Source organism: Streptomyces sp. NPDC047974 (assembly GCF_040653375.1).
Classification (GTDB): Bacteria; Actinomycetota; Actinomycetes; order Streptomycetales; family Streptomycetaceae; genus Streptomyces.
In genome coordinates this window covers 319,269-344,129 of record NZ_JBEZNU010000001.1, presented here as the reverse complement: position 1 = coordinate 344,129, position 24,861 = coordinate 319,269, and the positions used below count along the sequence as shown (strand labels likewise).

The window sequence follows — 24,861 nt, the reverse complement described above, 5'->3', positions numbered from 1 at the left end:
TGAGAAGGATGGGAGATTCACCCGTCGCGTTCATGATTCCCGCTCTGTTGTCGCGTGATTCGGTGGGGTGTCAGGAGCTCATCGCGCCGTCGACGACAAGGTCGTGTCCCGCGATGTAGCCGGCGTGGGGGGAGGCGAGCCAGACGACCAGCTCGGCGATCTCCTCGGCGGTCCCCACCTTCCCGGAGGGGCCGGCCGCGGCCATGCGCCGGTGCCTGTCCTCCCGGCTCTCGCCGGGACGCGTCGACCACATCGGGGTGTCGACCGGGCCCGGCGAGATCGCGTTGACGCGCACTCCCCGCGCGACGAACTCCTTGGCCGCGGCCCGGGTCAGGGACAGCACGGCGGCTTTGGAAGCGGAGTAGGCGGCCATCGTCGGAAGGGTCATGTGGGCCGCGTTCGACGCGTTGTTGACGATGACGCCGCCGCCCCGTCCGACCATCGCGCCGATCTCCCCGCGCATCAGCAGATAGGTGCCGGTCAGATTGGTGGAGATGACGTCGTCCCACTCGGCGGGTGTCATGGTGGTGAGGGAGCCGACCAGTGACACTCCGGCGTTGTTGAACGCGACGTCGAGGCCGCCGTAGACGGACACGGTCCGCGCGATCAGCAGGTCCACCTGCTCCTCGGACCGGACGTCGCAGGGGACCGCCGTGACCTCGCCCCCCTCCGCTCCGATGGTCCGCGCGGCCCGGTCCAGCGTCTCCGGGGTGCGGCCGGCCACGACGACGGACGCTCCCCGCCGGGCGAAGGCCCGGGCCGTGGCCAGCCCGATCCCGGAAGCCCCTCCGGTGACCAGGACGACCTTCCCCTCGAAGTGCCCGGGCGACTGCCCGTCCCCTGCGTCACTCACCGCTCCGCCCTCCAGTCCCCGATGATGCCGTGGAACAGTCCGTCCACTCCCGGCCGCAGGTCGCCCCGCCGATGGACCGTCAGCGGCACGGCGATCGGCTCCAACTCACCCACGGGGGTGGTGAGATCGGTCGTCGCCGCGGCCAGCAGCCCGAAGAAGTCCCGCGCGAGCCGGATCGCGGTGTCCTGGCCCACGAGCCGCGGCCGGTTCTCCAGCTCCAGGGCCAGCTCGCCGCGGCGCCACCCCAGCGAGAACGTGACGTCGTACCGCGCGGAGCCGGTCACCAGCTTGTTGGTGGCCAGCGTCGCGTCACCGAGGCTCCGCGTCGGCCCGGGGGTGTTCTGCAGGATGAACATCGTCTGGAAGTAGGGCGTGCGCTCGGGCTCCACCGGCGGTGCCAGCCGGTCGAGGAGCACGCCGTAGGGAAGGTCCTGGTTCTCGTGGGCCAGCATCACCTTCCTGTGCGTGTCCCGGATCAGCTGTCCCACCGTCACCCCGGGCTCGAACACGTAGGGCATGACCATGGTGTTCACGAAGAAGCCCACCACGTCGTTCCACCGCGACGCGGTGCGCCCCGCGAACGGCGTGCCGACGGCCAGCCGGTCGCGGCCGGTCAGCCGCCGCAGCGCCAGCTGGTAGACCGCGAGTCCCAGGACGAAGAAGGAGGTGCCGCAGGCGCGGGCCGCCGTCCGGGCATCGTCGGCCAACTGCTGCGGCAGCCCGAGCCAGGCCATGTCACCCGCCCACCACGGAGCCTCCGGATCCCGGTCGTCGTCGGGCCAGGGCAAGGCGTCCGGCGGAGAGGCCAGAGTCTCGCGCCAGTGGTCGAGCTGGCCCTGATGGACGCCTCGCTCGATCCTCCGGCGCTGCCAGAGCGCGAAGTCCACGTACCGGTCGCGCGGGAGAGGGGGGTGCGCGGAGCCGGCGGACAGCGCCCGGTACTGCGCGTCCAGATCGTTGAAGAACACCGGGGACGACCAGCCGTCGAAGGCGATGTGGTGGAAGTTCACCACGACCACCGTCTCCTCCGCGCCCAGGACCACGACATGGGCGCGGGTCGTGGGCTCCGCCGACAGGTCGAAGGGCCTGGCGGCCTCCGCGGACCCGACCTCCCGAAGCCGCGACAGCCGCTCGCCCGGCGGCAGATGGCGCAGGTCGTGCCGGTGCACCGGCACGGCGTCCGGCGGCAGCAGCCGGGCGAGCAACCCGCCGCCGGACTGCCGGAAGGAAGCACGCAGCGACTCGTGCCGGGACACCACGGACCGCAGGGCGCGTTCCAGGAGATCCAGGTGCACGGGGCCGCGCAGGAGCACGGCGATCGGTACGTTGAACGCCGCCGACAGCGGGAAGCGCTGTTGGTAGGCCCAGTGGCGCTCCTGGCCCAGGGACGCCCGCCAGGTCGATGCGGAGACGCTCCCCGCGGGGGCGTCGGTGCGGGGGGACCGGTTCATGACGTGGTACCTCGCTGCTCCGACGCGGCCGCGATCACCGCGGCCAGCGCCTGGGGAGTGGGGGCGTCGAAGAGGTCGGCGACGCCCATGCGCACGCCGAACCTGTCCTGGATCCTGGAGACGAACTGCACCGCCGTGAGGGAGTCACCGCCCACGCCGAAGAAGTCGTCGTCGGGCTTGATCTCGGAGAGCCCGAGCGTCTCGGCGAACAGGCGCACCGTCTGGGCCAGCGCGTCGTCCGCCCCCGCCGCCGACTCCACCGGTGCGCCCGCACCGGTCGCGGGCGTGCCGGTCGTGGGCGCGCCGTCGTGCGCCGCCGGGCGCGCCGCCGCCTCCGGACGCGTCACCGCCGCCGGGCGCGGGGCGGGAGCGGGCTCCACCGGCCCCGGGGCGGGGCGTGCGGCAGTGCCCCGGTCCGCGGGAGTCCACTCCACGGCGGGGACGACCGCGACCTGGGACGGCACGGAGTCGGTCAGCAGGCGCAGGAGAGTGGCGATGCCCTCGTCCAGGGTGACGCCCGAGGTCAGGCCGATCGCCGGAGCCTCGTCCCGCGCGCCGTCGGCTTCCCGGCCCCGCGCCGGACCCGGCACGGCGGTCGGTGCGCCGGCGCCCCGGCCGGACTCCGCCTTGATCTTCGTGTAGCCGTCCACGGTGACGACGGCCCGGCCCAGCATGTCGTACAGCTCGGCGTCGACCGTGGAGCGGCCGGACCGCTCGGGCCGGCGCACCATGCGGACCATCAGCTCGCCGGGGACCTCGCCGTACACGACCGCCCTGCGGCAGGTGAAGGGCACGTGGTCACCGGCCGGGAGGTTCAGCGCCAGGGCCCGGTCGAGGAGCGCCGGATGGACCGCGTGCACGTGGAGGTCCTCCAGGTGCCGGGCGGCCAGTGCGAGCCGTCCCACCGTGACGTCCGTCTCCCGGAGCGCCTCGCGCACGCAGGCGAAGCGCTCGCCGAAGGCGAAGTCCGTCTCCGCCCCGTCAGGAGCACCGGGCGGGACGGCGGGCCACCCCCTGCTGGCCTCGGCCAGGTCCGCGACCTGCCGGGTGTCGCTCAGCGCGGGGTCGACCCTCACGCGGGCGTGCGCGTGCGCCGTCTCGCGCGGGGCGTTCCGCGCGCCGTCCTCGGCGGGGTACGAGGAACGCACCGTGGCCTGCCAGCCGTCCGCGCCGACGGGCACCAGTTCGACGGTCAGCCGGGCCGCGCGCTCCACGTACAGCGGCTCGCTCAGGACCAGGTCCTCGATGACGACGGGATCGAGATCGTCCGCGCCGGCCGCCTCGCGCACCGCCCGCACGAGCAGGTCGAAGTAGGCGGCCCCGGGCAGCAGCGGCCTGCCCGCCAGACGGTGCTCGTCGACCACCCAGTCGCCGGGGGTGACGACGGTGTTCCAGAGGACGCCGTCCGTCGCCGGCCCGTCCCGGCCCGGCTCGGGGGCCGCCGGCGCAGCGGCCATGCCCACGCCGTGCCACGCCGGCCAGTCGACGCTGACGGTCAGCGGCGCGTCCGGCGGGGAGGTGAGGGCCACCGCGTCCATGAACGCGTTGGCCGCCGCGTAGTCGGCGCTGCCCAGCAGACCGTTGAGCGCGGCCCTGCTGGAGAAGAGCATCAAGAACCGCACGCCCGGCGACCGGGCCGCGAGCTCCTGGAGGACCAGCGTGCCGGTCACCTTGGCCCGCAGCACGCCCTCCATGTCCGCCCGCCGCCGGGAGCGCAGCAGCCCGCCGCCCGCGATGCCCGCCGTGTGCAGGATCCCGTGCACGGCTCCGTACCGGCTCCGCAGGTCGTCGAAGACCCGCCGTACGGCCGCGGCGTCGGAGACGTCGGCGGCGTGCAGGGTGATCTCGGCACCGGCGGCCTCCATGGCCGCCAGACGCGGAGCCACGCGTTCGACCGCGTGGGCGTCGTCGGCCTTCCTGCTCAGCAGCGCGAGGCGCGGCGACAGCCCGCTGTGGGCCAGCGCTTCCGCCACGGCGAGACCGATCGCGCCGAACCCGCCGGTGACCAGGTAGACGCCCCGCTCCTCCAGGAGGGTTCCCACCGGGCCGTCGAACGCGATCTCCGACCGGTCCGGCAGCCACCGGCGGTTGCCGCGCAGCGCCACGACCGTGTCCCGCGAGGCCGGGCCGGCGAGTTCGGCGGCGAGGGTGCCCGTCGTCACTCCGTCGGCGTCGATCAGACGCACCTGCCCCGCGCCCGACTCCAGCGCCGCCGAGCGCACCAGGGCGGTGGCGGCGGCCCGCGCGGGGGACAGGGGCTCGGCCCCCGTGACGCCGACCGCGGACCGGGTCACCGCCACCACGGGGAGAGCCCGGCCGTCCGTGCCCCTGCGTGGTGCCGCGGCCTGGAACAGCTCGACGAACGACCACACCGCGTCGTCGAACGCCGCCGGGGCGTCGGACGGCTGTCCGGCCTCGACGGCGGCGTACGCGCGGCCGTGCACCAGCATGCTCACCTCGACCGACCGCGCGGCCAGATGGTCGAGGAAGGCGGTGAGGTCCTCCGGTCGGCCGTGACGCACGCTTCCCCGGTAGTCGGCCGCCTGGTACGCCTCGCCCACGTCCACCGCGACCGTCCGGAACCCCGCGAGCTGGACGGCCGTCGACAGCTGCCGGGCCATGACCGGATCGGCCGGCGTCAGCACCACCGCGGTCCCCCTGCTCCCCGGTGTCGTGCGCGCGGCGGCGGTCACGACGCCGTCCGGACGCCAGCCGGGCAGTGCGAGCACCGGGCCGCCGGGCGGGGTCGGCGCTTCGGACTCGGACTCGGACTCGGACGCGGACGCGGACGCGGGCTCGACGGCGGTCGCCGGCGCAGGGCCGCCGACGACGGGTGCGCGCTCGTCCGCGGCCGGGGCCGGGCGCTGCCCCTGGCCCACGTAGGGGAGCCAGAAGTCCTTGCGCTGGTACGGATAGGCGGGCAGGGCCACGCGGTGCGTGTCCGCCGGACGAGGCAGTCCGTCCCACGCGAGGTCCGTCCCGTGGCACCACAGCTCGGCGAGCGCCCCGAGCAGCGTGGGCCAGTCCTCGTCCCGCTCCCCCTGCCCGGTGGGGCGCGGCAGGCAGGCGGTGCCGCGGTGCCCGCCCTCGCGCATGGCCGCGCTCCGCCGGATCAGACTGGTCAGGGTCTGTCCCGGACCCACCTCCACCACACACGTGGGGGCCCGCTCGGCCAGGGCGTCCAGGGCGTGGCCGAACAGGACCGGCTCGACCAGCTGCTCGGCCCAGAAGCGGGGCGAGGTGGCGTCGGCCGTGTCGAGCGCACGTCCCGAGGCGGCGGAGATCACCGGAATACGGGGCGCGCGCAGCGTGAACTCCGACAGCAGGGCGGTGAGTTCGTCCACCGCGGGCGCCATCATCGGCGTGTGGAAGGCATGGGAGGTGGGCAGCGGCCGCGCCTGGATGCCGTGCTCGCCCAGGAGGGTCCGGAATCCGTCGACGGCGTCGGCCGGTCCTCCCACGACCACCTGCTGGTGACCGTTGACGGCCGCGACCGCGACGTCCGCGGTGAGCAGTGCGCGCACCGCGTCCTCGGTCGCCGCCACGGCGAGCATCCGGCCGGACGGCATGCTCTGCATGAGTTCCCCGCGGCGGGCGATGAACCGCACCGCGTCCGGCAGCGAGAAGACACCGCCCAGCGTCGCCGCGACGACCTCGCCCACGCTGTGCCCGATCAGGGCCGAGGGCTCGACGCCGAACGTGCCGAGCGTCTTGGCCAGGGCGTACTCGACCGAGAACAGCAGCGGCTGGGCGTGGACGGTACGCGCGATGACCTCGGGATCGGACTCGTCCCGCCACACCCGCACCATGTCGATGCCCAGGGCCTCGGAGAACAGGGCCAGGCACTCGCGGATGTGGTGGTCGAAGGCGGGAACCGCGGCGGCGAGACCGACGGCGGCCCGCGGATGCTGGGAACCCTGGCCCGGGAACGCGAACACCGGGAGGCGGCGGGTGCCGTCCGACCGGGCCGTGAGCGGCGCCGCCGGATCGGCGAGGACCCGCGCGGCCTCGCCCGTCCGCGAGAAGCGCAGCGCCGCCCGGACGGGAAGCGCGCGCCGCCCGACCTGCGAGGTGAACGCGACGTCGGCGGCGGACCCGTCGGGCAGGGTGTCGAGCGTCGCCGCCAGCCGCGCGCGCAGCTCCCCGCCGGCCGTCTCGTCGACCGCGCTCCACACCACCAGCTCCGCGCGCTCCGCACGCGGCTCGGCGGGGGCGGGCAGCGGGCCTTCCTCCAGCACCACATGGGCGTTGGTGCCACCGAAGCCGAAGGAGCTCACCCCGGCGCGGCGCGGCGCTCCGTCCCGCCGCGGCCAGTCGAGTACGGAGTCGGCGATCCTGAAGGGCGTCCTCTCCAGGTGGAGCCGGGGGTTGGGGGTCCGCACGTTGATGGTGGGCGGGATCTTCTCCCGGTGCAGGGCGAGCACCGTCTTGATCACGCCGACGATGCCGGACGCGGGCCCGAGATGGCCCAGGTTCGACTTCACCGAGCCGATCGCGCAGCTGCCGGGCGGGAGTTCGCCCTCGGCGACCGCCCGCATGGCCTCGTCGAGCCCGTGGATCTCGATCGGATCGCCCATCTGCGTGCCCGTGCCGTGCAGTTCCACGTACGACACCGTGGCCGGGTCCACGTCCGCGACCGCGAGCGCCTCCGCGATCGCCCGGCTCTGGCCCTGGGAGCTCGGAGCGGTGAACCCGGGGCGCTCGGCACCGTCGTTGTTGATCGCGGAACCCCTGATCACCGCGTAGACCGGGTCCCCGTCCTCCAGCGCGTCGGCGAGCCGTTTGAGCACCACCACCCCGCCGCCGCTGCCGAAGACGGTGCCGCTCGCCTCGGAGTCCAGCGGGCGGCAGTGCCCGTCGGCCGAGTCGATGCCACCGCCCACGTGCCGGTAGCCGCGGCCGTACGGGGTCTCGATCTCGACCCCGCCGGCCAGCGCGATGTCGCAGTCCCCGAGCCGCAGGGCCTGACACGCCAGGTGGGTGGCGACCAGGGACGTGGAGCAGGCCGTGCGGACCGACAGGCTCGGGCCGCCCAGGCCGAGGCGGTAGGAGGTGTACGTGGCGAGATAGTCGATGTTGTTGGAGACCAGGGCCACCATCTCGCCGACCTGGGCGAGGAGTTCCGGGTCGGCCTTGATGTGGTCGTCCACGTACCGGTCGCTGGCGCAACCGCCGTACACGCCGATCTCCCCGTCGTACAGGGAGGGCTCCACGCCCGCGTGCTGCAGGGCGGTCGAGCACAGTTCGAGGAACAGCCGGTGCTGCGGATTGCGCAGCTCGCTCTCGCGCGGCGAGATGCCGAAGAAGCGGTGGTCGAAGCCCCCCACGTCGTCGAGGAGCGGCCGCGCCCTGATGTAGTGCGGGTCCTTGAGCAGTTCCGGGTCCTCGCCCGCGGCCAGCAGCTGTGCCTCGCCGAGCCGGTGGATGCTGTCCCTGCCCGACAGGAGGTTGTCCCAGAACGCCTCGGCGTCACCGGCGTCGGGCACGCGTACGGACAGGCCGATGATCGCGATGGCCTCACTGCTCATGGTTCGGTGTCCTCTTCATGCGGTGGGGCGTGGCGGCCGTCTCGTCCACGGAAGCCCGGCCGGATCTGGGCAGTGCCCGGCGTGCGGCCCGGCGTGCGGCCCGCTCCGCGGCGGCCGACGCGGCCGATGCCGCGGACGCGGGGCGACGGGGCGACGGAGCGACTGCGGGGGAGGGGGCCCCTGAGCCGAGGTGCGCGGCGAGGGACCGGGGGGTGGGGAAGCGGAACACATCGGCCAGCGTGAGGCCGAGGCCGTCCGCCGTGGTCAGGGTGTGGAACAGGCGGAACAGCGTCATCGAGACCATGCCCGCGTCGAAGAACACGGTGTCGGCGGTGAGGAGTTCACCGTCGGGGCACAGGGCGCGCGCCCTGTCGACGATCAGCCGGGTCAGCTCCTCCGCCGGCAGCGCGGCCACGTCCGTGGACCGGTCGGCGCGTTCTTCGGCGGCCTGTCGGAGCAGCGCGGCGATGTCCGCCTTGCCGTTCGGGGTCGACGGGAGTCCGGGCACGCGGATCCAGCGCGACGGCTGCTGCCACCGTGGCACGAGGCGGGCGAGAGCGGCGCCGAGTTCGTCGTCCGTCCCCAGCTGCTCTCCCACGACCCAGGCGATCAGGCTGTCGGGCCGTGCGGGGTCGGTGGCCACGGCGCAGCGCTGTACGCCGCGCAGCCGCGCGATCGCCCCCTCCACCTCGTCGAGCTCGATCCGGTATCCACCGAGCGAGATCCGACGGTCCGTCCGGCCCAGGATCGTCACCACGCCGTGGCGGTCCCGCCGGGCCAGGTCCCCGGTGGCGTAGCGCCTGACGCCGTCGGCGACGGGCGCGGGCCCGGCGAGTCGGCCGGGATCGCCCAGGTACCCCAGGGCGAGTCCGCGTCCGGTGACGACGAGCTCGCCGGCCTCGCCGGTGAGCGCCGGGCGCCCCGCCGGGGAGACGACGTCCAGGTGCCGGTGCGGCACGCCGCGTCCGATCGGCACGCCGCCGCGTGCCCCGGCGGTCGCCGACCGGGCGGTCCTGGACCACCGGTGGAGGCTGCTGGCCTGCGGGGTCTCCGTGCTTCCGTACAGGTTGAAGAGGCCGGCGCCGGGCGCCAGGACGGACGTCCTCTCGGCACAGGTGCCATGGAGCGGCTCGCCGTGGAAGACCACGGAGCGCAGGTCGGGCAGGGTGCGCTCGCCCGCGAAGGCCGCGAGGATCGTCGCCTGAGAGGGCGTCAGGTGCAGGACGGTGGTCCCCGAGTGCTCCAGCAGGTCCAGCAGTTCCTCGGGCCGCTCGGCCTGACCGGGCCGCGGGACGTGGACGCTCGCCCCGAGTGTCAGGGGCAGCAGCAGGGACCGCAGGACGGGATCGTGGGCCGGCGGTGTGCTGAGGCAGAACACGTCGTCGCCGCCGAGCCCCAGTTCGCGGCCGTACCAGTCCAGCGCCTCGGGAAGGGCGTCGGCCGGCAGGACGACCACCGCGGGCCGCCCCGACGTGCCCGAGGTGACCAGCAGGTGTCCGGGCGAGTCCGGGGCGAACTCCTCCTGTACGGGAGAGGGTTCGCCTTCCGACACGGCGGGCCCGTCGACCTGCTCGCAGGCGAACCCGGGCACGGCGGAGGCGTCCGTGGTGAGCACCAGCGAGACGTCCGCCGTCGAGAGCACCCGGTCCCGCCACGCGGCGGGCGCCTCGGCGTCGACCAGGAGCACCGGTCGTCCGGCGTGCCAGCTCCCCAGGACCGCCGCCGCCAGCCCCGCGTCACGCCGTGCCAGCACGGCGACCGGTCGTCCGGGCTCGGTACGCGTACGCACCAGGGCACCGACCCGGCGCACCCGGGACGCGAGCGCGCCGTAGGTGACGGTACTGCCGCCGCTCACCAGGGCCGGCCGCCGAGGGGTGCTCTCCGCCCGGCTCAGCACGGCGCGCACCAGATCGGCGCAGGTCCGCCTGACGGGGGACGGTTCGAGCGGCGGCGGAGGCTCGGAGACGGACGCGGGGGCCGGCGGCGCCGGGGTCGGCAGGGACAGCACGGCGTCCCGGCAGCCCGCCAGGAAGTCCTGTGCCGTCTCGGCGTCCCAGAAGTCCTCGGCGTAGGCGAGGCGCAGGCGGTAGCCGCCGTCCGGCCGGCGGGAGAGGTACAGCCCCAGATCGAACAGGGACCAGTGCGTCTCCGGCTCCTCGGGAACGGCGGGCAGGCCCGCGAAGCCGGTGGGAGGCGCGGCCTGCGTCAGGTCGTTGAACCAGACCTGGAACAGCGGATGGGTGTCAGGAGACCGGTCCACGGCCATCCGCGCGACGATCTCCTCGAACGTCGGCGCCAGGTGCTCGGACGCGGTGACGACGGCCTCGGCCACCGAGGACAGCACCTCCCGGGTGTCCGCACCGGAGGGGACATCGAGGCGGACGGGGGCCGTCCGCATGAAGAAGCCGACCGCCTCGTGCTGCTCGTCCGTCTCCCGCCCCGACATCGGGACACCCACGACCACACTGGCCCGCGCACTCCAGGCGGCGAGGACCCGCGCGTACGCGCTCAGGAACAGCGTGGCGACGGTGACGCGTTCCTCCCGGCACACCCGGTCCAGCTCCAGGCTCGTCCGCCGTTCCAGGTCGACGACGGCCTCGGCTCCGCGGTGCCCGGGCAGGCCGGGGCGCGGCTTGCGGTGCGGCAGATCCAGCCGCTGGGGTGCGCCGGCCAGCCGCTCGCTCCAGAAAGCCAGGTCGAGGGCCTTCCGCGCGGCCGGCCCTTCGCTCTCGACCGGCTCCACGGCGAGTGCGTCGCGGAACTGCACGACCGGCGGCAGTTCCGCCTCGGTGCCGGCGACCCTGGCCGCGTACAGGCCGGCGAGATCCCGCTGGAGAAGGTCCAGGGACCGCTGGTCGGAGAAGAGGTGGTCGACGGAGAGCACGAGCCGTGAGGTCCGCGGCCCCGGGCCGTCGCCCTCGCAGTGCAGCAGCCCGACGGCCAGGCGAGGCAGCCTCTCGGCGGGGAACGGGATCCCCGCGACCTCGTCGACGAACGCCCGCACGGCGGCGGGGTCGTCCCCTCCGATCACCCGTTCCGTGAACGACGGCGGGCCCGACGGCGGCATCACGCGCTGCGACAGGGCACCCGAGGGGGACGGCTCGACGACGGTGCGCAAGGACTCGTGCCGGGCGACCAGGTCGGCGCAGGCCTCCCGCAGGGCCGCCGGATCGATCCGTCCCGCCACGTGGAGCACGCCCACCACGTTGTAGGCGGGGGAGCGGGGATGGACCTGCTGCCACAGCCACAGGCGCCGCTGCTCGGGTGAGACCGGCAGGGTGTCGCCGGACGCCCGGACCGCGCGCTTCGGGGACCGCGGTGGGGGGGTCTCGGGGATCCGGGCGCGCAGCCCCTCCAGCGACACGTTGTCGCGCAGGAACACCGACAGCGGGAGCCGGACGGCCCACCGGCCCAGGATCCTCCCGGCGAGCCGGGCCGCGGCCAGGCTGTGCCCGCCGGCATCGAGGAACCCCGCCGCGCCGTCTCCGCCGCCGACGGCCTCCTGCCAGAACCCGGCGAGTTCGTCGGACGCCGTCTCCGGAACCGGTCCGGACAGGCCGGCCAGCCGCTCCTGGGCGCGCGCCTTCAGGGCCCGCTGGTCCTGCTTGCCACTGCTCGTGAGGGGCAGGGACTCGGCACCGAGGACCAGGGTCGGTACGAACGCCTCGGGCAGCGCCCGTGCCGCGCGCTCGCGCACCGCGCGGGAGAGCTCCTCGTCCACGGTGGTTCCCGGTGCCGGGACGATGAACGCGCACACGACCAGGGCGCCGTCCGGACCGGGTGCGGCGACCACGGCGGCGTCACGGACCGTGTCGAGGTCGCGCAGCACGTCCTCCGTCTCGCGTAGTTCGACCCGCTGGCCGCGGATCTTCACCTGGTGGTCCTTGCGCCCCAGGTATTCCAGGGCGTCGCCGTGGCGGCGCACCAGGTCTCCGGTCAGATAGAGCCGGGGCACGGGGCACCAGTCCGGGGCGTCGACGAAGGACGCGTCGGTCAGGTCGGGCCGGTGCAGGTAGCCGAGCGCGAGCGGCAGCCCGCCGATCGCCAGCTGGCCGACGTCCCCCTCGGCCACCGGCCGCATCTCGTCGTCGAGGACGACGAGCGTGCAGTTGTCGATCGGACCGCCGATCAGGACCGTCTCCAGGTCCTCGGCGTGCCGCGGGCACTCCCAGGCCGTGACGTCGATCGCCGCTTCGGTCGGTCCGTAGAGGTTGTGCAGATCGGCGTCGAGGACCGACCGGAAGCGGCGTACCAGACCGGGGGTCAGCGCCTCTCCGCTGCACATGACGGCGCGCAGCGAGTCGCACCGATCCGCTCCCGGCCAGCGGAGGAACTCCTCCAGCATGGACGGGACGAAGTGGCAGACCGTCACCCGGTGGCCGCGGACGCAGTCGATGACCTCACCGGGATCGCGGTGGGCCTCCGGGGCCATGAGCACCTCGGTGGCTCCGGACACGAGCGGACCGAAGAACTCCCACCCCGAGACGTCGAAGGTGGCGGGGGTCTTCTGAAGGACGCGGTCGCCCGGCGCGAACCCGTACGTCTCGCGCATCCACACCAGCCGGTTGCAGAGCGCCAGCGAGGGGACGACGACGCCCTTCGGCTCTCCGGTCGACCCCGAGGTGTACAGCACATAGGCCGGGTGGTCGTCGGCGACCTGACGCAGGGGCAGCCACCGCTCCGGTGGTACGGCGCCGTGCGGGGAGGCCGGGGTGTCCACCCGCAGGACCCTCGCGCCCGCGTCCTGCCACGGCCCGGGGCCGTCCGCGCTCCGCCCGGCGACCAGCACCAGGCCGGCCCGGGAACTGCGCAGAAGGCGCGCCCGCCGCTCCTCGGGGTCCTCGGGGGCCAGCGGCAGGTAGGGCATCCCGGCCTTCAGCGCACCGAGCAGGGCGAAGACCAGGTGCCGGCCGCGGGGCACGCAGACGGCGACGACGTCACCGGGGCGGCCGCCGGCCTCGACGAGGCGCCGGGCCACCGTGTCGGACGCCGTCTCCAGCTCCGCGTAGGTGACGGCACCCTGGCCGTCGACGAGCGCGACGGCGTCCGGCCGCGCGGTGGAGACGTCCCGGATCAGTCCGGGTACGCCCGAGGGGGCGGGGCGGTCCCGGACGGGGCCGCGGAGGATCGCGCCCCGTGCGGCGGACGTCGAGCCGGCCATCACAGTCCTTTCGGTGAGGTCACGCGGCAGTGCGGAGCGACGAGCTCGGGAAGGGTGGTACGAGGCGGGCCGGACGGCCGCCGGAGCGGGGCCTCAACCGCCATCGCTCGCCAGCCTCCTCGCCCTGCTGTCGTTGCGCTTCAGCAGCGTCAGGCCGACGACGAGCCAGCCGCCCGCGACCAGCAGCTCCAGCAGCGCGCCCGCCGCCCAGCTCCGGCCGTCGGCGAAGGCGCGCAGGGCGTCCGCGCCGTGCGTCACGGGCAGGACCTCCGACACCCACCGCAGGGGCCACGGCAGCCGGTCGAGCGGCGCGATGACGCCGGCCATGACCAGCAGCACGTACACCGCGAGGTTGGTCAGCACGGCCGACGCCGGATGCAGGGCGGCCACGGCGGTGACCGCGAGTCCGAACGCGGTGGTGCTCAGCGCCGTGACGACCAGGATCGGCGTGCCCTGGAGCAGCGACGCCATCAGGCCCCACTCTCCGAAGAAGGCGCACACGCCGACGACCGCCACCACCGCGGAGGCCACCGCCTCCACGAAGTAGATCCAGCACCTCGTCAGCTGGACGAGGGGCAGCCCCGGACGGCTCATCCGGACGCGGTACAGGGTGCCCTCGGCCAGATCGTCGGTCAGGGCGTCGGCCGCCTTGACCACGGTGGCCAGCGACACGATGTAGGCGCAGGCGCCGACGAGGGCGAACCGCCGCCCTGCGAGGCCGCCGGTCACATATCCCAAGTAGGCGAGGAACAGCGGCTGCAGCACCACCCGCGGCACGCTGGACGTCAGCAGGGTCCTGACCGGGTACACGGCGAAGTAGTCCCGTCGGGCGGCTCGCGCCACCATCGGGATCCCCGCGAAGCGCTCACGAGAGGGCAAGGGTGCCTCGCTCTCGCGCCCGCAGCAGAACGGTCCTGAAGGACCACCGGGCCAGCAGCGCGTATCCGGCGGTGGTGGCGCACAGCAGCCCCCACGCGGCCATGCTCTGGGACCGGCCCGTCGCGGCCGCGGTCAGCAGCTCGGTCGCCCAGCGCAGCGAGACGACGTCCGGCACGTGGCGCAGCCAGCCGGGCAGCATGTCCACCGGGACGATCATTCCGCCGAGCAGGGACATCGGGTAGACGAGGGCTTCGGCGATCCGCATCGCGGCCGGCGTCAGCAGGAAGAGGCAGCTGAGCAGCATGCCGAGCACCAGCGCCGAGCCGAACGTGGCGACGGCGGCCAGGACGAAGGCGACGGGATGCGCGATCCGCAGGGGGGTGCCCACCAGCAGGCCGACGGTCCCGATGGTCACGACGATCAGCAGGGCGCACCGGACGGCGGTGCCGATGGTCTTGCCGGCGAGCACCGTGCCCAGGCCGGTCGGCCGGGTGAGGATGCCGGGCAGCGTTCCGTGCCGCAGCTCCTCGCGCAGGATCAGGCCGGTCTGCCAGATGGCACAGCTCCACAGGGCCAGCACGCCGCAGCCCAACTGGATCTCCTCGGCGCTCAGCAGGGAGTCCGGGGTGCGGGCGAGCAGCGTCGCGACGCAGAGGGTCGCCGGGACGACGCATCCGGGGATGACGGCGCTGAGGATGTGCTGCTGCCTGAGCTGGAAGCGCATGCTGTGCCCGAGGGCCGAGAGCCACGCGCGGAGTCCGCCCCCGGCCGGGCCGGGAGGCGCCGCGCGCCGCCCGGTGAGGCCGGTCATCGGGACTCTCCCGCGGTGGCCCCGGCGAGACGGCCGAACACCTGCTCCAGTCCGACGGGCTGTACGCGGACGTCCTTGACGGCGCCCGGCGGCCACCACTCGGCCAGGGCCCGAAGGGAGCCCGCGGTCCATTCGGCGACTTCGAACTCCGTGCGCCAGACGCCGTCTTCGGGCGTGTACGCGCCGGCCAGCACGCGAATGCCCGACGCCTGCGCCGTTCCCGCGGCGATGGGACAGGGTTCGCTGGACAGCACCGTCACGACGGTTCCGCCCCCGTTCTGCTCCACGAGGTCGTGGAGGGGAAGATCGTGGGTCACCCGTCCGTCCCGCAGCATGACGACACGGGAGGCGAGCCGCTCGATGTCCTGCAGGTTGTGGCTCGTGAGCAGCACGCCGATGCCTTCGCCCGGCAGTTTCGCGACGGCCGAGCGGAGCCGTTCGGTCTCCAGCGGATCGACGCCCACGGTCGGTTCGTCCAGCATGACCAGGCTCGGCCTGGCCATGAGCCCCACCGCGAGGTGCAGCCGCTGCTTCATGCCCTTGCTGAAGGTGTTCACCGGACGGCCGGCCACGTCGAGCAGTCCCACCGAAGTCAGCGCGCCTCGCGCGGACTTCTCCAGGTCCCTGGTGGGCACGCCGCCGAGGGACCCGAACAGCAGGGCGTTGTCGAGCGCGGACAGTCTCGGATAGAGGCCGCGGTCCCCGCCGAAGACCACGGACAGATGCCTGCGCGCTGCGCGTGGATCGGCCTCCACGTCGACGCCGTCCACCAGGACCCGGCCACGCGTGGGCGTCAGGAGGGTGGCGATGATGCGGAGCAAGGTCGTCTTGCCGGCTCCGTTGATCCCCAGCAGGCCGACGACCTCACCGGGGCCGACGCGGAAGGACACCTCCGACAGGGCGGTGACGACGTTCTTCTTGTCGGCGTAGTCGCGGCCGACCCCGTCGACGAGGAGGGCGGGACGGGTCACTGCACGACCTCCGGTCGGGGCTCGCCGCCGCCGTCGGCCGTACGCCCATTCGGCGTGGCGACTTCCGTGGCGGAGGTCTCCATGCCGAGAGGGAGTTCGCAGGGCCTCCGGCGCTGCATGAATGCGTGGGGCCGGTGCAGGACGAGCGCGGAGGAATCGAACGAGCGGTCCGTGCGGTCATCGGCTAATCTGCCGGCCTTTATCTGCGCGGTGTCACTGAATTCGTGTTCCGACGGGCGGCCGGTGAGTTTTCGCGCGCGCCTCGCGGTGAAGACGACCGAGGGGTGCCGGAGCGTTTCGCTCCGTGCTCTCGGATATGCTCCTTGCGCTGCCGGAAAGGTGCGGCATTCGTATGTGACTGCGGTTCTCCGTTTACCCGCGACCGTCGTGGTGGCGTGTTCCCGCCGCGGCTTTGCTGTGGTCGTGACCGCAAAGGGCGGTACATGCCCGAGTTGTCCGCGACCCGCCACGCCTGGGGGGACGAACCGCACGGGTGCGCCCACGGTGTTCGCTAACAGGCGTTTGCAGACTTCTAACTCGTTCGGCACGACGTCGTAGCCCCTTCTGCTCGCGAGGGAAAACACAAAGGGGGGTGTGAGATCTCATTCAGGGTTCGCTGCGAGATTTCGTGCTCCATGACAGGGGAACCCTCCCCAGGTGCCGTATCAGTTAAGCAAATCCGCATGATCTTGCGCAGTGATCCACGCCACATCGCACTTCCGTTGCCTCTGGGGGAAAGTAGATCCACACTGCCAGTGGCCACCTGGGGCGATCCGCCGGCCGGAGTGCTCGAATGTCCGGGTTTGCCAGATCTCTGCTGTGTTCCGCGTGTTGTTGTCGCGGTCGCGAGATCCCCTCCTCGGGGACCGGAAATACGCACGACGCGTCCGGTGCTCGGGTGGATCGATTTGCTTGCCTCCGGCCGGAGCGGGTGTTCTACTGCTCCCGGTGTTTTCCGGAGCGAAAGTCGGAGGATGCGCCGATCGGGCGCTCGGGTACTGGTTGAGGGGGAATCATCAACGTCGACCACTTGCCGACGTCCTTAGCCGACCTCCCCGCCCCCGCTCCTCGGCCGGCGATGTACGAGGCGCTGTCCGACGAGTTACGGCGGCTGACCCTGCCCGCCCTCAGACGGCTGTTCGGTGCGTCGTTCCGGCACCGCTCCTGGCGCAGCGCCCCGCACGACGGCGCCATCCTGCTGATGGCCCCCCACGAACTCTCCGCGGCCCGGCGGAACACGATCCTGGCCGCCGCGAACTGGTCCTGGGTGCACCTGACTTCGGCCGGCACGGACTTCATCGACCTCGGCGCGTGGCCGAAGGCCACGCTCCTCACCCGCAGTTGGCAGTGCTACGCGGCACCGCTCGCCGAATACTCCCTCCACGCGGTGCTGAGCCACGAGTGGCGCGGGGGAGCCCCCTGGGGCGAACGGGACACCCGGGCCGCACCGGCTCCCGACGCCCCGCCCGTGCCGGCCGGCGGAAGCACCGGCGGGGGCGCCGGCCTGTGGGGCGCCAGAGTGGGCGTCGCGGGCTGGGGCGCCGTGGGGCAGCGCCTGGCGCACACCTTCGCCGCGTTGGGGGCGGACGTGACCGTCCTGCGCCGCCGGCCGGACGGCGTCGCCCGCGCGCGCATCGCGCAGACCACCGACCTCGACAGGGTGCTGGACGTCGACCACCTGATCACGGCACTGCCGCTGACCGGCGACACCGTCCGCCTCTTCGACCGACCGGCCCTCTCCCGGGCCCGCCCCGGTCTCCACCTCGTCAACATCTCCCGCGCGGACATCCTCGACCAGGAAGCGCTCACCGAACTCTGCGCCGCGGAAAGGATGTTCGCGACGCTCGACGTCACGGACCCGGAGCCGCTGCCCGAGGACCACCCGCTGCGCCACCTCCCCACCGTCCGGCTCTCGCCCCATGTCGCCTGGCGCAGCCGCGGCAGCGACGCCGCCTTCATCGACGACTTCGTGGCGATCTGGCAGGCCCTGCGGGAACCCGGCAGAACCACACCAGGGGCCGTCGCGCCCACGGAAGACATCCGCGCACGAGCCGCAGTCAGCGGCGCATCCACGAGGGGCAAGGCATGACAGGCACCGACTCCCCCCTGCCGGCGGCACCGGCCCCCGCACGTCCCCTCGCGGTGATCCTGCACTCGCGCCAGCCGCTCACCACCGACATCGCGACCGTCTTTCCGGCGGAGGAGTGGGACACGATGGTCCTCACCGACGCCGAGGACGACGCGGTGCTGCGCGAGGACGCCCCGGGACGGGCCCCACGGGTGCGCCGCGTCCCGCGCACCGCGTGGGCCGAGGCGATCAGGGACGGCGCCGGCACGCGCCCGGTGGAGATCGTCACCAACGACGAGTACTGCCTTATCTCCTGCGCGGAGCTGCGCCGGGAGTTCGGACTGGCCGCCCGGCACCCGGACCGTCCCGAGCACTACATCGACAAGGTCCTCATGAAGGCGCGCCTCGACGCGGCCGGGGTCCGCGTGCCGAGGTTCCTGCCCCTCCCCGACGGAGAGCCGGGCGCCGCGTACGAGGCGGTCGTGGCCCGTCTGGGCCTGCCCGTCGTGGCCAAGCCGCGCAGGGAGGCGAACTCCAGGGGGGTGAGCATCCTGCGGACCGAGGCGGAGCTCCGCGGCTGGCTGGCACAGCACCAGGGAGAGCCCGGCTGGCAGGTCGAGGAGTACCTCGACGGAACCTTCCACCATGTGAACAGCGTGGTGACCGGGGGCACGACGACCCCGGTCCAGACGGGCAGCTACCTCGGACCGCTGCTCGACCTGCCCTCCGGGCGCCGCCTGGGAGGCTGGACCGTCCCCGACGACAGCACGCTGGCCCGTCGCGCCCAGGACCTCAACGTCGCCGTGGTCGCCGCGCTCGGCGGAGAGGGCGCGTTCGTGGTGCACACCGAGTTCGCCGTCGACGCCAAGGACGAACTCGTGGTGGTCGAGGTCGCCGCCCGGGCCCCGGGCGCCCTCGTGTCCGAACTCGCCCGGCTGCACGCCGGTGTGAACCTCGAAGAGGTCAACCTCGCGCTCCAGGCCGGTCTGCCGGTACCGGAGCCGGAGCCCACCGGCGTGCAGGCCGCCTGGGTCTGGGTGCCGGTCATGCCGGGGGAGCGCTACCGCGGCACGCCGCCGATGCGCAGCGAGCGGCGCGTACACGTCAGGAAGGCGGCCCAGGAGACCCACACGGGGACGTCGGGCGCGCTCGGGGTCTCGGCCCTGCTGTGGAGCACCGACCCCTCCGCCCTGGCGGCCGACGTCGACGTCGCGGCCACCGCCGAGTGGTGTGGTGCCTGAGCGGGGCGGGGCCATCGGCGGCACGGACAGCGATCGGCAGGGAAGGCACATGACCGCGAACACCACGGCACACGACCGCATACGCACCGGCAAGGAGTACTTGGCCGGTCTGGCGGACGGCAGGCGGGTGCACCTGGCCGGCCGTCTCGTCGACGACCTGGCGCACGACCCGGCGACCGAGGGGATGGCCGGGTTCCTGGCGGACCTCCTGGACGCCCACCGACCCGGCGAAGGGCTCGCGGCGGACGACGGGCAGCCGCTCGCCTACTCGCTGGCCGACTCGCCCGCGGCGGTCCACGCACGGGGCCGGGCCTTCGCCCGCATAGCGCGGCTCAGCGGCGGCCTGCTGGGCCGGAGCCCGGACTTCGTCGCCACCGTGCTCACCGCCTGGGCGGGTGCGGCCGGCCACTTCGGCGCCTTCCAGGACAACGTCCGTGCGTACTGGAAGCTCGCGCGGGACGCGAACCTCGTTCTGACGCACGCCATCAGCGACCCGCCCGGCGACCGCCACCTGGGACCCGACGCGCGCGGGGAGACCCAGACCCTGCGCAGTGTCCGCACCACCGCCGAGGGGGTGGTGGTGCGCGGCGCCAAGATGCTGGCCACGCTCTCGCCCTTCGCCGACGAACTGGTGGTCTACCCCTTCCGCCCGCTGACGGAAGCCGAGGCGGACCAGGCGCTGTGCTTCGCCATCCCGGTCGCCACACCCGGACTCACCCTGTACTCACGGCCCTCCTACGCCGCTACCCCCGCCGACGACGGCCCGCTGGCGAGCCGCTTCGACGAGCTCGACGCCGTCTGCCGGTTCGACGACGTCCTCATCCCCTGGAACAGGGTCTTCATCCACGGCGACGTCGAGACGGCCAACAACCTCAGGCCCGGCACCGGCATGACGGCCTACGCCTGGCACCAGTCGGCGGTCCGTGCCTGGATCAAGGCCGAGACGGTCTTCGACCTCGCCGACCGGTGCGCCAAGGCCTCCGGCCGGGACCGGCAGCAGGTGGTCCGCCAGCAGCTGGGCGAGCTCGCGGGCATCGCCGAGACCCTGCGCGGACTGGTCGTCGCCGCGGAAGCCGGGGCCCATCAGGACGAGTTCGGCCACCACACCTGCCAGTCCGTGCCGCTCGCCGCGTCCGGGATGCTGCACGCGCGGCTCTACCCCCGGGCCGTCGAACTGCTCCAGCAGATCGTCAGCAGCGGACTGGTGATGCACCCCGTGGCCGCCGACGAGGACCCCGGCTCGGCAGCCCACGCGTTCATGCGGACGTACTTCGCCGGAGCGGGCGTCGACGGCCTGGCGCACGGCCGGCTGCTGCGCGCCGCCGCGGACCTCACCATGAACCGCTTCGGCACCCGGCAGGTGCTGTACGAGCGGCTCTTCCTGGGCCCCCCGGACGCCTTCCAGGCCAAGTTCTACGACCTCTTCACCCAGCACAGGGACAGCAGGGAATCCGTTCTGGACGACCTCGACCGCTGACTCCGGTCACCGGCCGCCGGCCTCGTCCCGCTCACCACCCACAGTGAAGGAATCGTCATGCCCATCAACGAGTCCCACCTGGTGCGCGCCCTTGAACCGTTCAAGGGATTCGTGCTCAGCACCATGATCTTCACGCTCCAGCAGTCCGGCCTCCAGGAGTCGTTCGCGGCCGGCACCACGGTCGACGCGCTCGTCCAGGAGAAGAAGCTCGACCGGGCCCGCATCACCGCCATGGTCGACTACTGGGTCGCCGCGGACCTGCTCGACCGGTCCGAGTCGGGCGTCCTCACCCTCACCGAGCTCGCCCACCGCTACGAGGAGGCGCGCCCCTGGTACGAGATGATGGTCGGCGGCTACGGCGGTACGTTCCTGGCCCTCGGCGACCACCTGGCGCAGGGCACCGGGCCGACCCCGCGACGCGGCGGCTACGTGGGCAGCGGAAGCTGTGGCATCAGCATGCACGACTCCATCCCGCTGCTGCGGGGGCTCCTGGCGGAGGACGGCCGCACCTACCGCCGCCTGGTGGACCTCGGCTGCGGCAGCGGCGTCTATCTGACCGAACTGTGCGCCGACTACCCGGAGATGACCGCCGTGGGCATCGAACCCCACGTCGACGGGGCCGCGGCCGCGCGCGCGTGGGTCGCCACGCAGCCGACCGCGGACCGGGTGACCATCGAGCAGGTCGACGCGGTGCAGTGGATCGAGAACACGAGCGAGAAGCCCGACCTCGCCGTACTCGGCTTCGTCATCCACGAGGTGCTCGGCCAGGAGGGCGAGGAGGGCGTGCGCCGGATGCTCGCCAAGCTCTTCACGGAATCGCCCGACCTCACCCTGGCCATCATCGACATCGACCTCAAGTCCTCCGACCGCCGGGCGATGGCCCAGCCGCTCGCGCAGGCCTACTACAACGCCTACCTCCTCATGCACCCCTTCACCAGCCAGCGGCTGGAGACCAAGGACTGGTGGGAGAAGCTCTTCGCCGACTGCGGCCTGCGCGTCGACGCCTTCGACACCACCGACCCCTCCATGGACTCCACCGGGTTCGCGGTCGGCTGGCTGCTCCGGAAGGCCTCCGTGTGACCGAGCACTATCGCCCGCGCGACAGCATGACCAAACCGCGCATCGCTTCGGGCCCCCGCACCTTCATGCGCCTGCCGTGGGTGGACGACCCCCTCACGGCGGCCGGCCGGGTCGACGTGGCGGTCGTCGGCGTACCCACCGACTCCGCGGTCTCCTACCGCTCCGGAGCGCGCTTCGGACCCGAGGCGATCAGATCCGCCAGCATCCTCCTGCGCGATCACAATCCGGCGACCGGGGTGGACGTCACCAGGACGCTCTCGATGGTGGACGCGGGCGACGCCCCCGTCGTCCCCGGCTACCACGAGCTGACCCTGGAGCGGCTGGAGGAGTTCCTGACGCCGCTCTACGAACACGGCGTCATCCCCCTTCTGCTGGGGGGCGACCACAGCCTGGTCATGGCGGAGATGCGGGCCATGGCCCGGGTGTTCGGCCCGGTGAGCGTCGTCCACTTCGACGCCCACGGCGACGTGCTCGACGACTACTACGGAGTCAAGCACTTCCACGGCACCATGTTCCGCCGCGGGGTGGAGGAGGGGGTCGTGGACCCCCACCACAGCGTGCAGGTCGGCATGCGCGGATCCGTGCACCCCGACGACGTCGGCTCGGGCGAGGCGCTCGGCTACGACGTGATCGGGTGGCCGGAGCTGGCGGAGACGACACCGCGGGAGTTCGGCAGACGCGTGCGCGAGCGGGTCGGCGACCGCCCGGTCATGGTGTCGTTCGACATCGACTTCATCGACCCGGCCTACGCCCCGGGGACCGGGACCCCGGAGGTCGGCGGACCCACCTCCTACCAGACCCTGCAGTACCTCAGGGCCCTGGGACCGCTGAACTACCGCAGCCTGGACATCGTCGAGGTCGCGCCCCCCTACGACCACGCGGACATCACCAGCCACGCCGCGTCCGTGGTCGCGTTCGAGCTCCTCGGGCAGGTCGCACTACGGTCTCAGGCGCTTCCGGCGGCCGGGACGACGAAGGGAACCCCATGACTTCCGCATCCACCGGGCCGACCGCGGCCGACGAGCTCGCCCGGAACCTGACCTCCATGGAGACCGACGCGCTCCTCGGCGGCCTCAACGTCTCCGACGGGCACCCGCGCATGGCCCTGACCGACACGCAGCGCGAGATCGTGAACAGCCTTCCCCTCCTCTTCGACGAGGCCGAGAAGCGCGTCTTCGAGGAGATCGAGGCCGAGGCCCAGGCCGCCTTCCTGCACGGCATAGGCCAGCACGGCGCCCCGGTCGGCACCGGACGGCTCGTCAGCTGCTACTCCTCGTCGGTGGCCATGGACATCACGGCCCGCGCCCTGGCGCAGCGGACCGGACACATCGCCCTGGTGCACCCCACCTTCGACAACATCCCGGACCTCCTCAAGGGACGCGGACTCACCCTGCTGCCGGTGCCCGAAGCCGACCTGGAGCGCGGCGAACCCGACCTGCCGGACGAGGTCGGTGCCGTCTTCGTCACCACCCCCAACAACCCGACGGGCTGGGTGCTGTCCGAGGACGGGCTGCGCCGGCTCGCCGCCTTCTGCGCCCGTACGGGCCGGGTGCTGGCCATGGACACCTGCTTCCGGGCCCAGGACACCCGGGCGCAGTACGACACCTACCGGATCCTGGAGGAGTCCGGCACGGAGTGGGTGGTCATCGAGGACACCGGCAAGCTGTGGCCCACGCTGGAGCTCAAGGCCGGGTTCCTGGCCTGGGGCGAGAACACCGACCTTCCACTGACGGAGTACTTCAGCGACGTCCTGCTGTCCGTGTCCCCGCTGATCCTCCTGATGATCACGAAGCTCGCCGAGGACGCCGCGCGGGAGGGCTACACACAGCTCTCGGGCCTGATCCGGAGCAACCGCGAAGCCCTGGCCGGCATCCTCGACGGCAGCCCCGTCGAGCTCACCGACCCCGACGCCCGGATCAGCGTCGCCCGGATCACCCTGCCGGAGGACGGACCGGACGCGGCCGCCCTCTACGAGACGCTGGTGCGCGACGGCACCCACGTCCTGCCCTGCGGTCCTTTCCACTGGGCGCGTCAGGAGGACGGCCGGCGTCAGGTGAGGCTCGCCCTCGCCCGGTCGGGGGGCGATGTCGTCCGTGCCGCCGAGACCGTCGTGGCGGCGGTGCGCGAGCACATCGAAGCGGCGCGCCACGACCACCGAGTCACGACCACCGAGTCACGACAGCACTGAGGCGGACGACACGATGGACGGTTCTCCCGTCGGGCTGCGCACAGAGACCGCGGCCACCCTGGACCAGGTGCCGGCACAGGCCTGGGACGCTCTCGCGGAGCCCGAGGGCTTCTACATGTCCCACGGCTGGCTCCGCTCCGTCGAGCGCGAGAGCGGCGCCTCGGTGTCGTACCTGCTGGCGTACGACGCGGACCGGCTGGTCGGCGGACTGCCGCTGTACGAGATCGAGCGGGAGCACAACGTCTTCTACTCGCTGGAGCCCCGGCTCAAGCAGATGGGAGCGTCGGGCGACTGGGGGGTGGCGGGGGCGCACCGGGGATACAGCAGCGGCATCCTCCGGGCGCCCGACGCGGAGGACGCCGTCCTCGACGCCCTGCTCGACGCCCGACGCGAGCGGCAGCCCGCCTCCCGGAGCGGCTCGCTGTTCCTCTTCGCCACGAGCCGCACCGCGTCCGCGCTCCACCGGCGCGGTGCCGCGGTCGACTTCGACTGCGGCGACGCGTCCCTCGTCACCGGGGGCGCGACCTTCGCGGACTACTGCGCCGGCCTGCGCAGCCGCCATCGCATCAGCCTCAGGCGCGAGTACCAGCGGTTCCTGGCGGCCGGCTACGAGCTGGGCACGGAGCGCCTCGGCTCCTGCCTGGAGGAGGCGGCGCCCCTGCTGGCCAACCTGCAGAGCAAGTACGGTCACGCGACCACCGCGGCCGACACGGTCCGCATGTTCGCCGATCAGGCCGCCTGCCTCGACGACCACTCCGTGGTCTTCACCGCGCGCAGCCGCGGCCGCCTCGTCGCCGTATCCGTGATGTACGAGTGGAAGGGCACGCTCTACGCCCGTGCGGCCGGATTCGACTACGAGGCGCTGCGGGACGCCTACGAGTACTACGGGATCTGCTACTACACGCCCATCGACTACATGAGCGGCCGCGGACTGGACCGGCTCCACCTGGGCATCGGGGCGTACGGCGCCAAGGTCAACCGGGGAGCGCTGCTGTCCCCGCTGTGGACCGTGGCGCTCGCCGACCGTGCGGCGGACACCCCGCACCCGGCCCCCGTCGACCTCGCCCCGTGGCAGGCCGAGCACGGACCGGACGCCGTCCCGTCCGAGCTGTGGGAACTGCCCTGGACGCAGCCGCTCGTCGGCAACTGAACC

Annotated in this window: 14 protein-coding genes; 7 read left to right on the top strand and 7 right to left on the bottom strand. The window is 73.2% G+C overall.

The window, feature by feature from the left end:
* Positions 1-70: 70 nt before the first annotated feature.
* From AB0E19_RS01465 to AB0E19_RS01435, 7 genes are all read right to left on the bottom strand, one after another.
* Positions 71-853 carry an SDR family NAD(P)-dependent oxidoreductase gene (locus AB0E19_RS01465; protein WP_362171337.1) on the bottom strand — a complete coding sequence of 261 codons (783 nt, stop codon included), beginning with the start codon at positions 851-853 and terminating at the stop codon, positions 71-73.
* Entirely contained in the window at positions 850-2,304 is a 1,455-nt protein-coding gene (locus AB0E19_RS01460; RefSeq protein ID WP_362171334.1) for a condensation domain-containing protein, read from the bottom strand. Before AB0E19_RS01460 ends, AB0E19_RS01465 begins: the two co-directional genes overlap by 4 nt.
* Positions 2,301-7,832, bottom strand: coding sequence for an SDR family oxidoreductase (locus AB0E19_RS01455; RefSeq protein WP_362171331.1), 5,532 nt, complete (start codon positions 7,830-7,832; stop codon positions 2,301-2,303). Before AB0E19_RS01455 ends, AB0E19_RS01460 begins: the two co-directional genes overlap by 4 nt.
* Entirely contained in the window at positions 7,822-12,993 is a 5,172-nt protein-coding gene (locus AB0E19_RS01450; RefSeq protein ID WP_362171328.1) for an amino acid adenylation domain-containing protein, read from the bottom strand. Before AB0E19_RS01450 ends, AB0E19_RS01455 begins: the two co-directional genes overlap by 11 nt.
* Positions 12,994-13,086: 93 nt before the next feature.
* Positions 13,087-13,839: an ABC transporter permease gene (locus AB0E19_RS01445; protein ID WP_362171325.1), complete on the bottom strand. Its 753-nt coding sequence runs from the start codon at positions 13,837-13,839 to the stop codon at positions 13,087-13,089.
* Between the two features lie 19 nt (positions 13,840-13,858).
* Complete coding sequence (locus AB0E19_RS01440) at positions 13,859-14,683, bottom strand: ABC transporter permease (protein WP_362171322.1); 825 nt, start codon at positions 14,681-14,683, stop codon at positions 13,859-13,861.
* A complete protein-coding gene (locus tag AB0E19_RS01435) occupies positions 14,680-15,654 on the bottom strand; it encodes an ABC transporter ATP-binding protein (protein WP_362171319.1) in 975 nt (324 codons plus the stop codon). The genes AB0E19_RS01440 and AB0E19_RS01435 overlap by 4 nt, the downstream gene beginning before the upstream one ends.
* Before the next feature lie 1,030 nt (positions 15,655-16,684).
* Here AB0E19_RS01435 and AB0E19_RS01430 point away from each other — a divergent pair.
* The 7 genes from AB0E19_RS01430 to AB0E19_RS01400 are packed head-to-tail and all read left to right on the top strand — an operon-like array spanning position 16,685 to position 24,858.
* Positions 16,685-17,743 (top strand): NAD(P)-dependent oxidoreductase, encoded by a 1,059-nt coding sequence (locus tag AB0E19_RS01430; RefSeq protein WP_362171316.1) that lies wholly within the window; start codon positions 16,685-16,687, stop codon positions 17,741-17,743.
* Entirely contained in the window at positions 17,740-18,963 is a 1,224-nt protein-coding gene (locus tag AB0E19_RS01425; RefSeq protein WP_362171314.1) for a hypothetical protein, read from the top strand. The genes AB0E19_RS01430 and AB0E19_RS01425 overlap by 4 nt, the downstream gene beginning before the upstream one ends.
* A 49-nt stretch (positions 18,964-19,012) precedes the next feature.
* On the top strand, positions 19,013-20,440 hold the full coding sequence (locus AB0E19_RS01420; RefSeq protein ID WP_362171311.1) for a 4-hydroxyphenylacetate 3-hydroxylase N-terminal domain-containing protein: 1,428 nt from the start codon (positions 19,013-19,015) through the stop codon (positions 20,438-20,440).
* Between the two features lie 57 nt (positions 20,441-20,497).
* On the top strand, positions 20,498-21,520 hold the full coding sequence (locus AB0E19_RS01415; protein ID WP_362171308.1) for a hypothetical protein: 1,023 nt from the start codon (positions 20,498-20,500) through the stop codon (positions 21,518-21,520).
* Complete coding sequence (gene speB, locus AB0E19_RS01410; RefSeq protein WP_362171305.1) at positions 21,517-22,509, top strand: agmatinase; 993 nt, start codon at positions 21,517-21,519, stop codon at positions 22,507-22,509. Before AB0E19_RS01415 ends, speB begins: the two co-directional genes overlap by 4 nt.
* Positions 22,506-23,708: an aminotransferase class I/II-fold pyridoxal phosphate-dependent enzyme gene (locus AB0E19_RS01405; protein WP_362171302.1), complete on the top strand. Its 1,203-nt coding sequence runs from the start codon at positions 22,506-22,508 to the stop codon at positions 23,706-23,708. Before speB ends, AB0E19_RS01405 begins: the two co-directional genes overlap by 4 nt.
* A gap of 13 nt (positions 23,709-23,721) precedes the next feature.
* Positions 23,722-24,858, top strand: a complete 1,137-nt coding sequence (locus AB0E19_RS01400; RefSeq protein ID WP_362171299.1) for a GNAT family N-acetyltransferase — start codon at positions 23,722-23,724, stop codon at positions 24,856-24,858.
* The last annotated feature ends 3 nt before the right edge of the window (positions 24,859-24,861 follow it).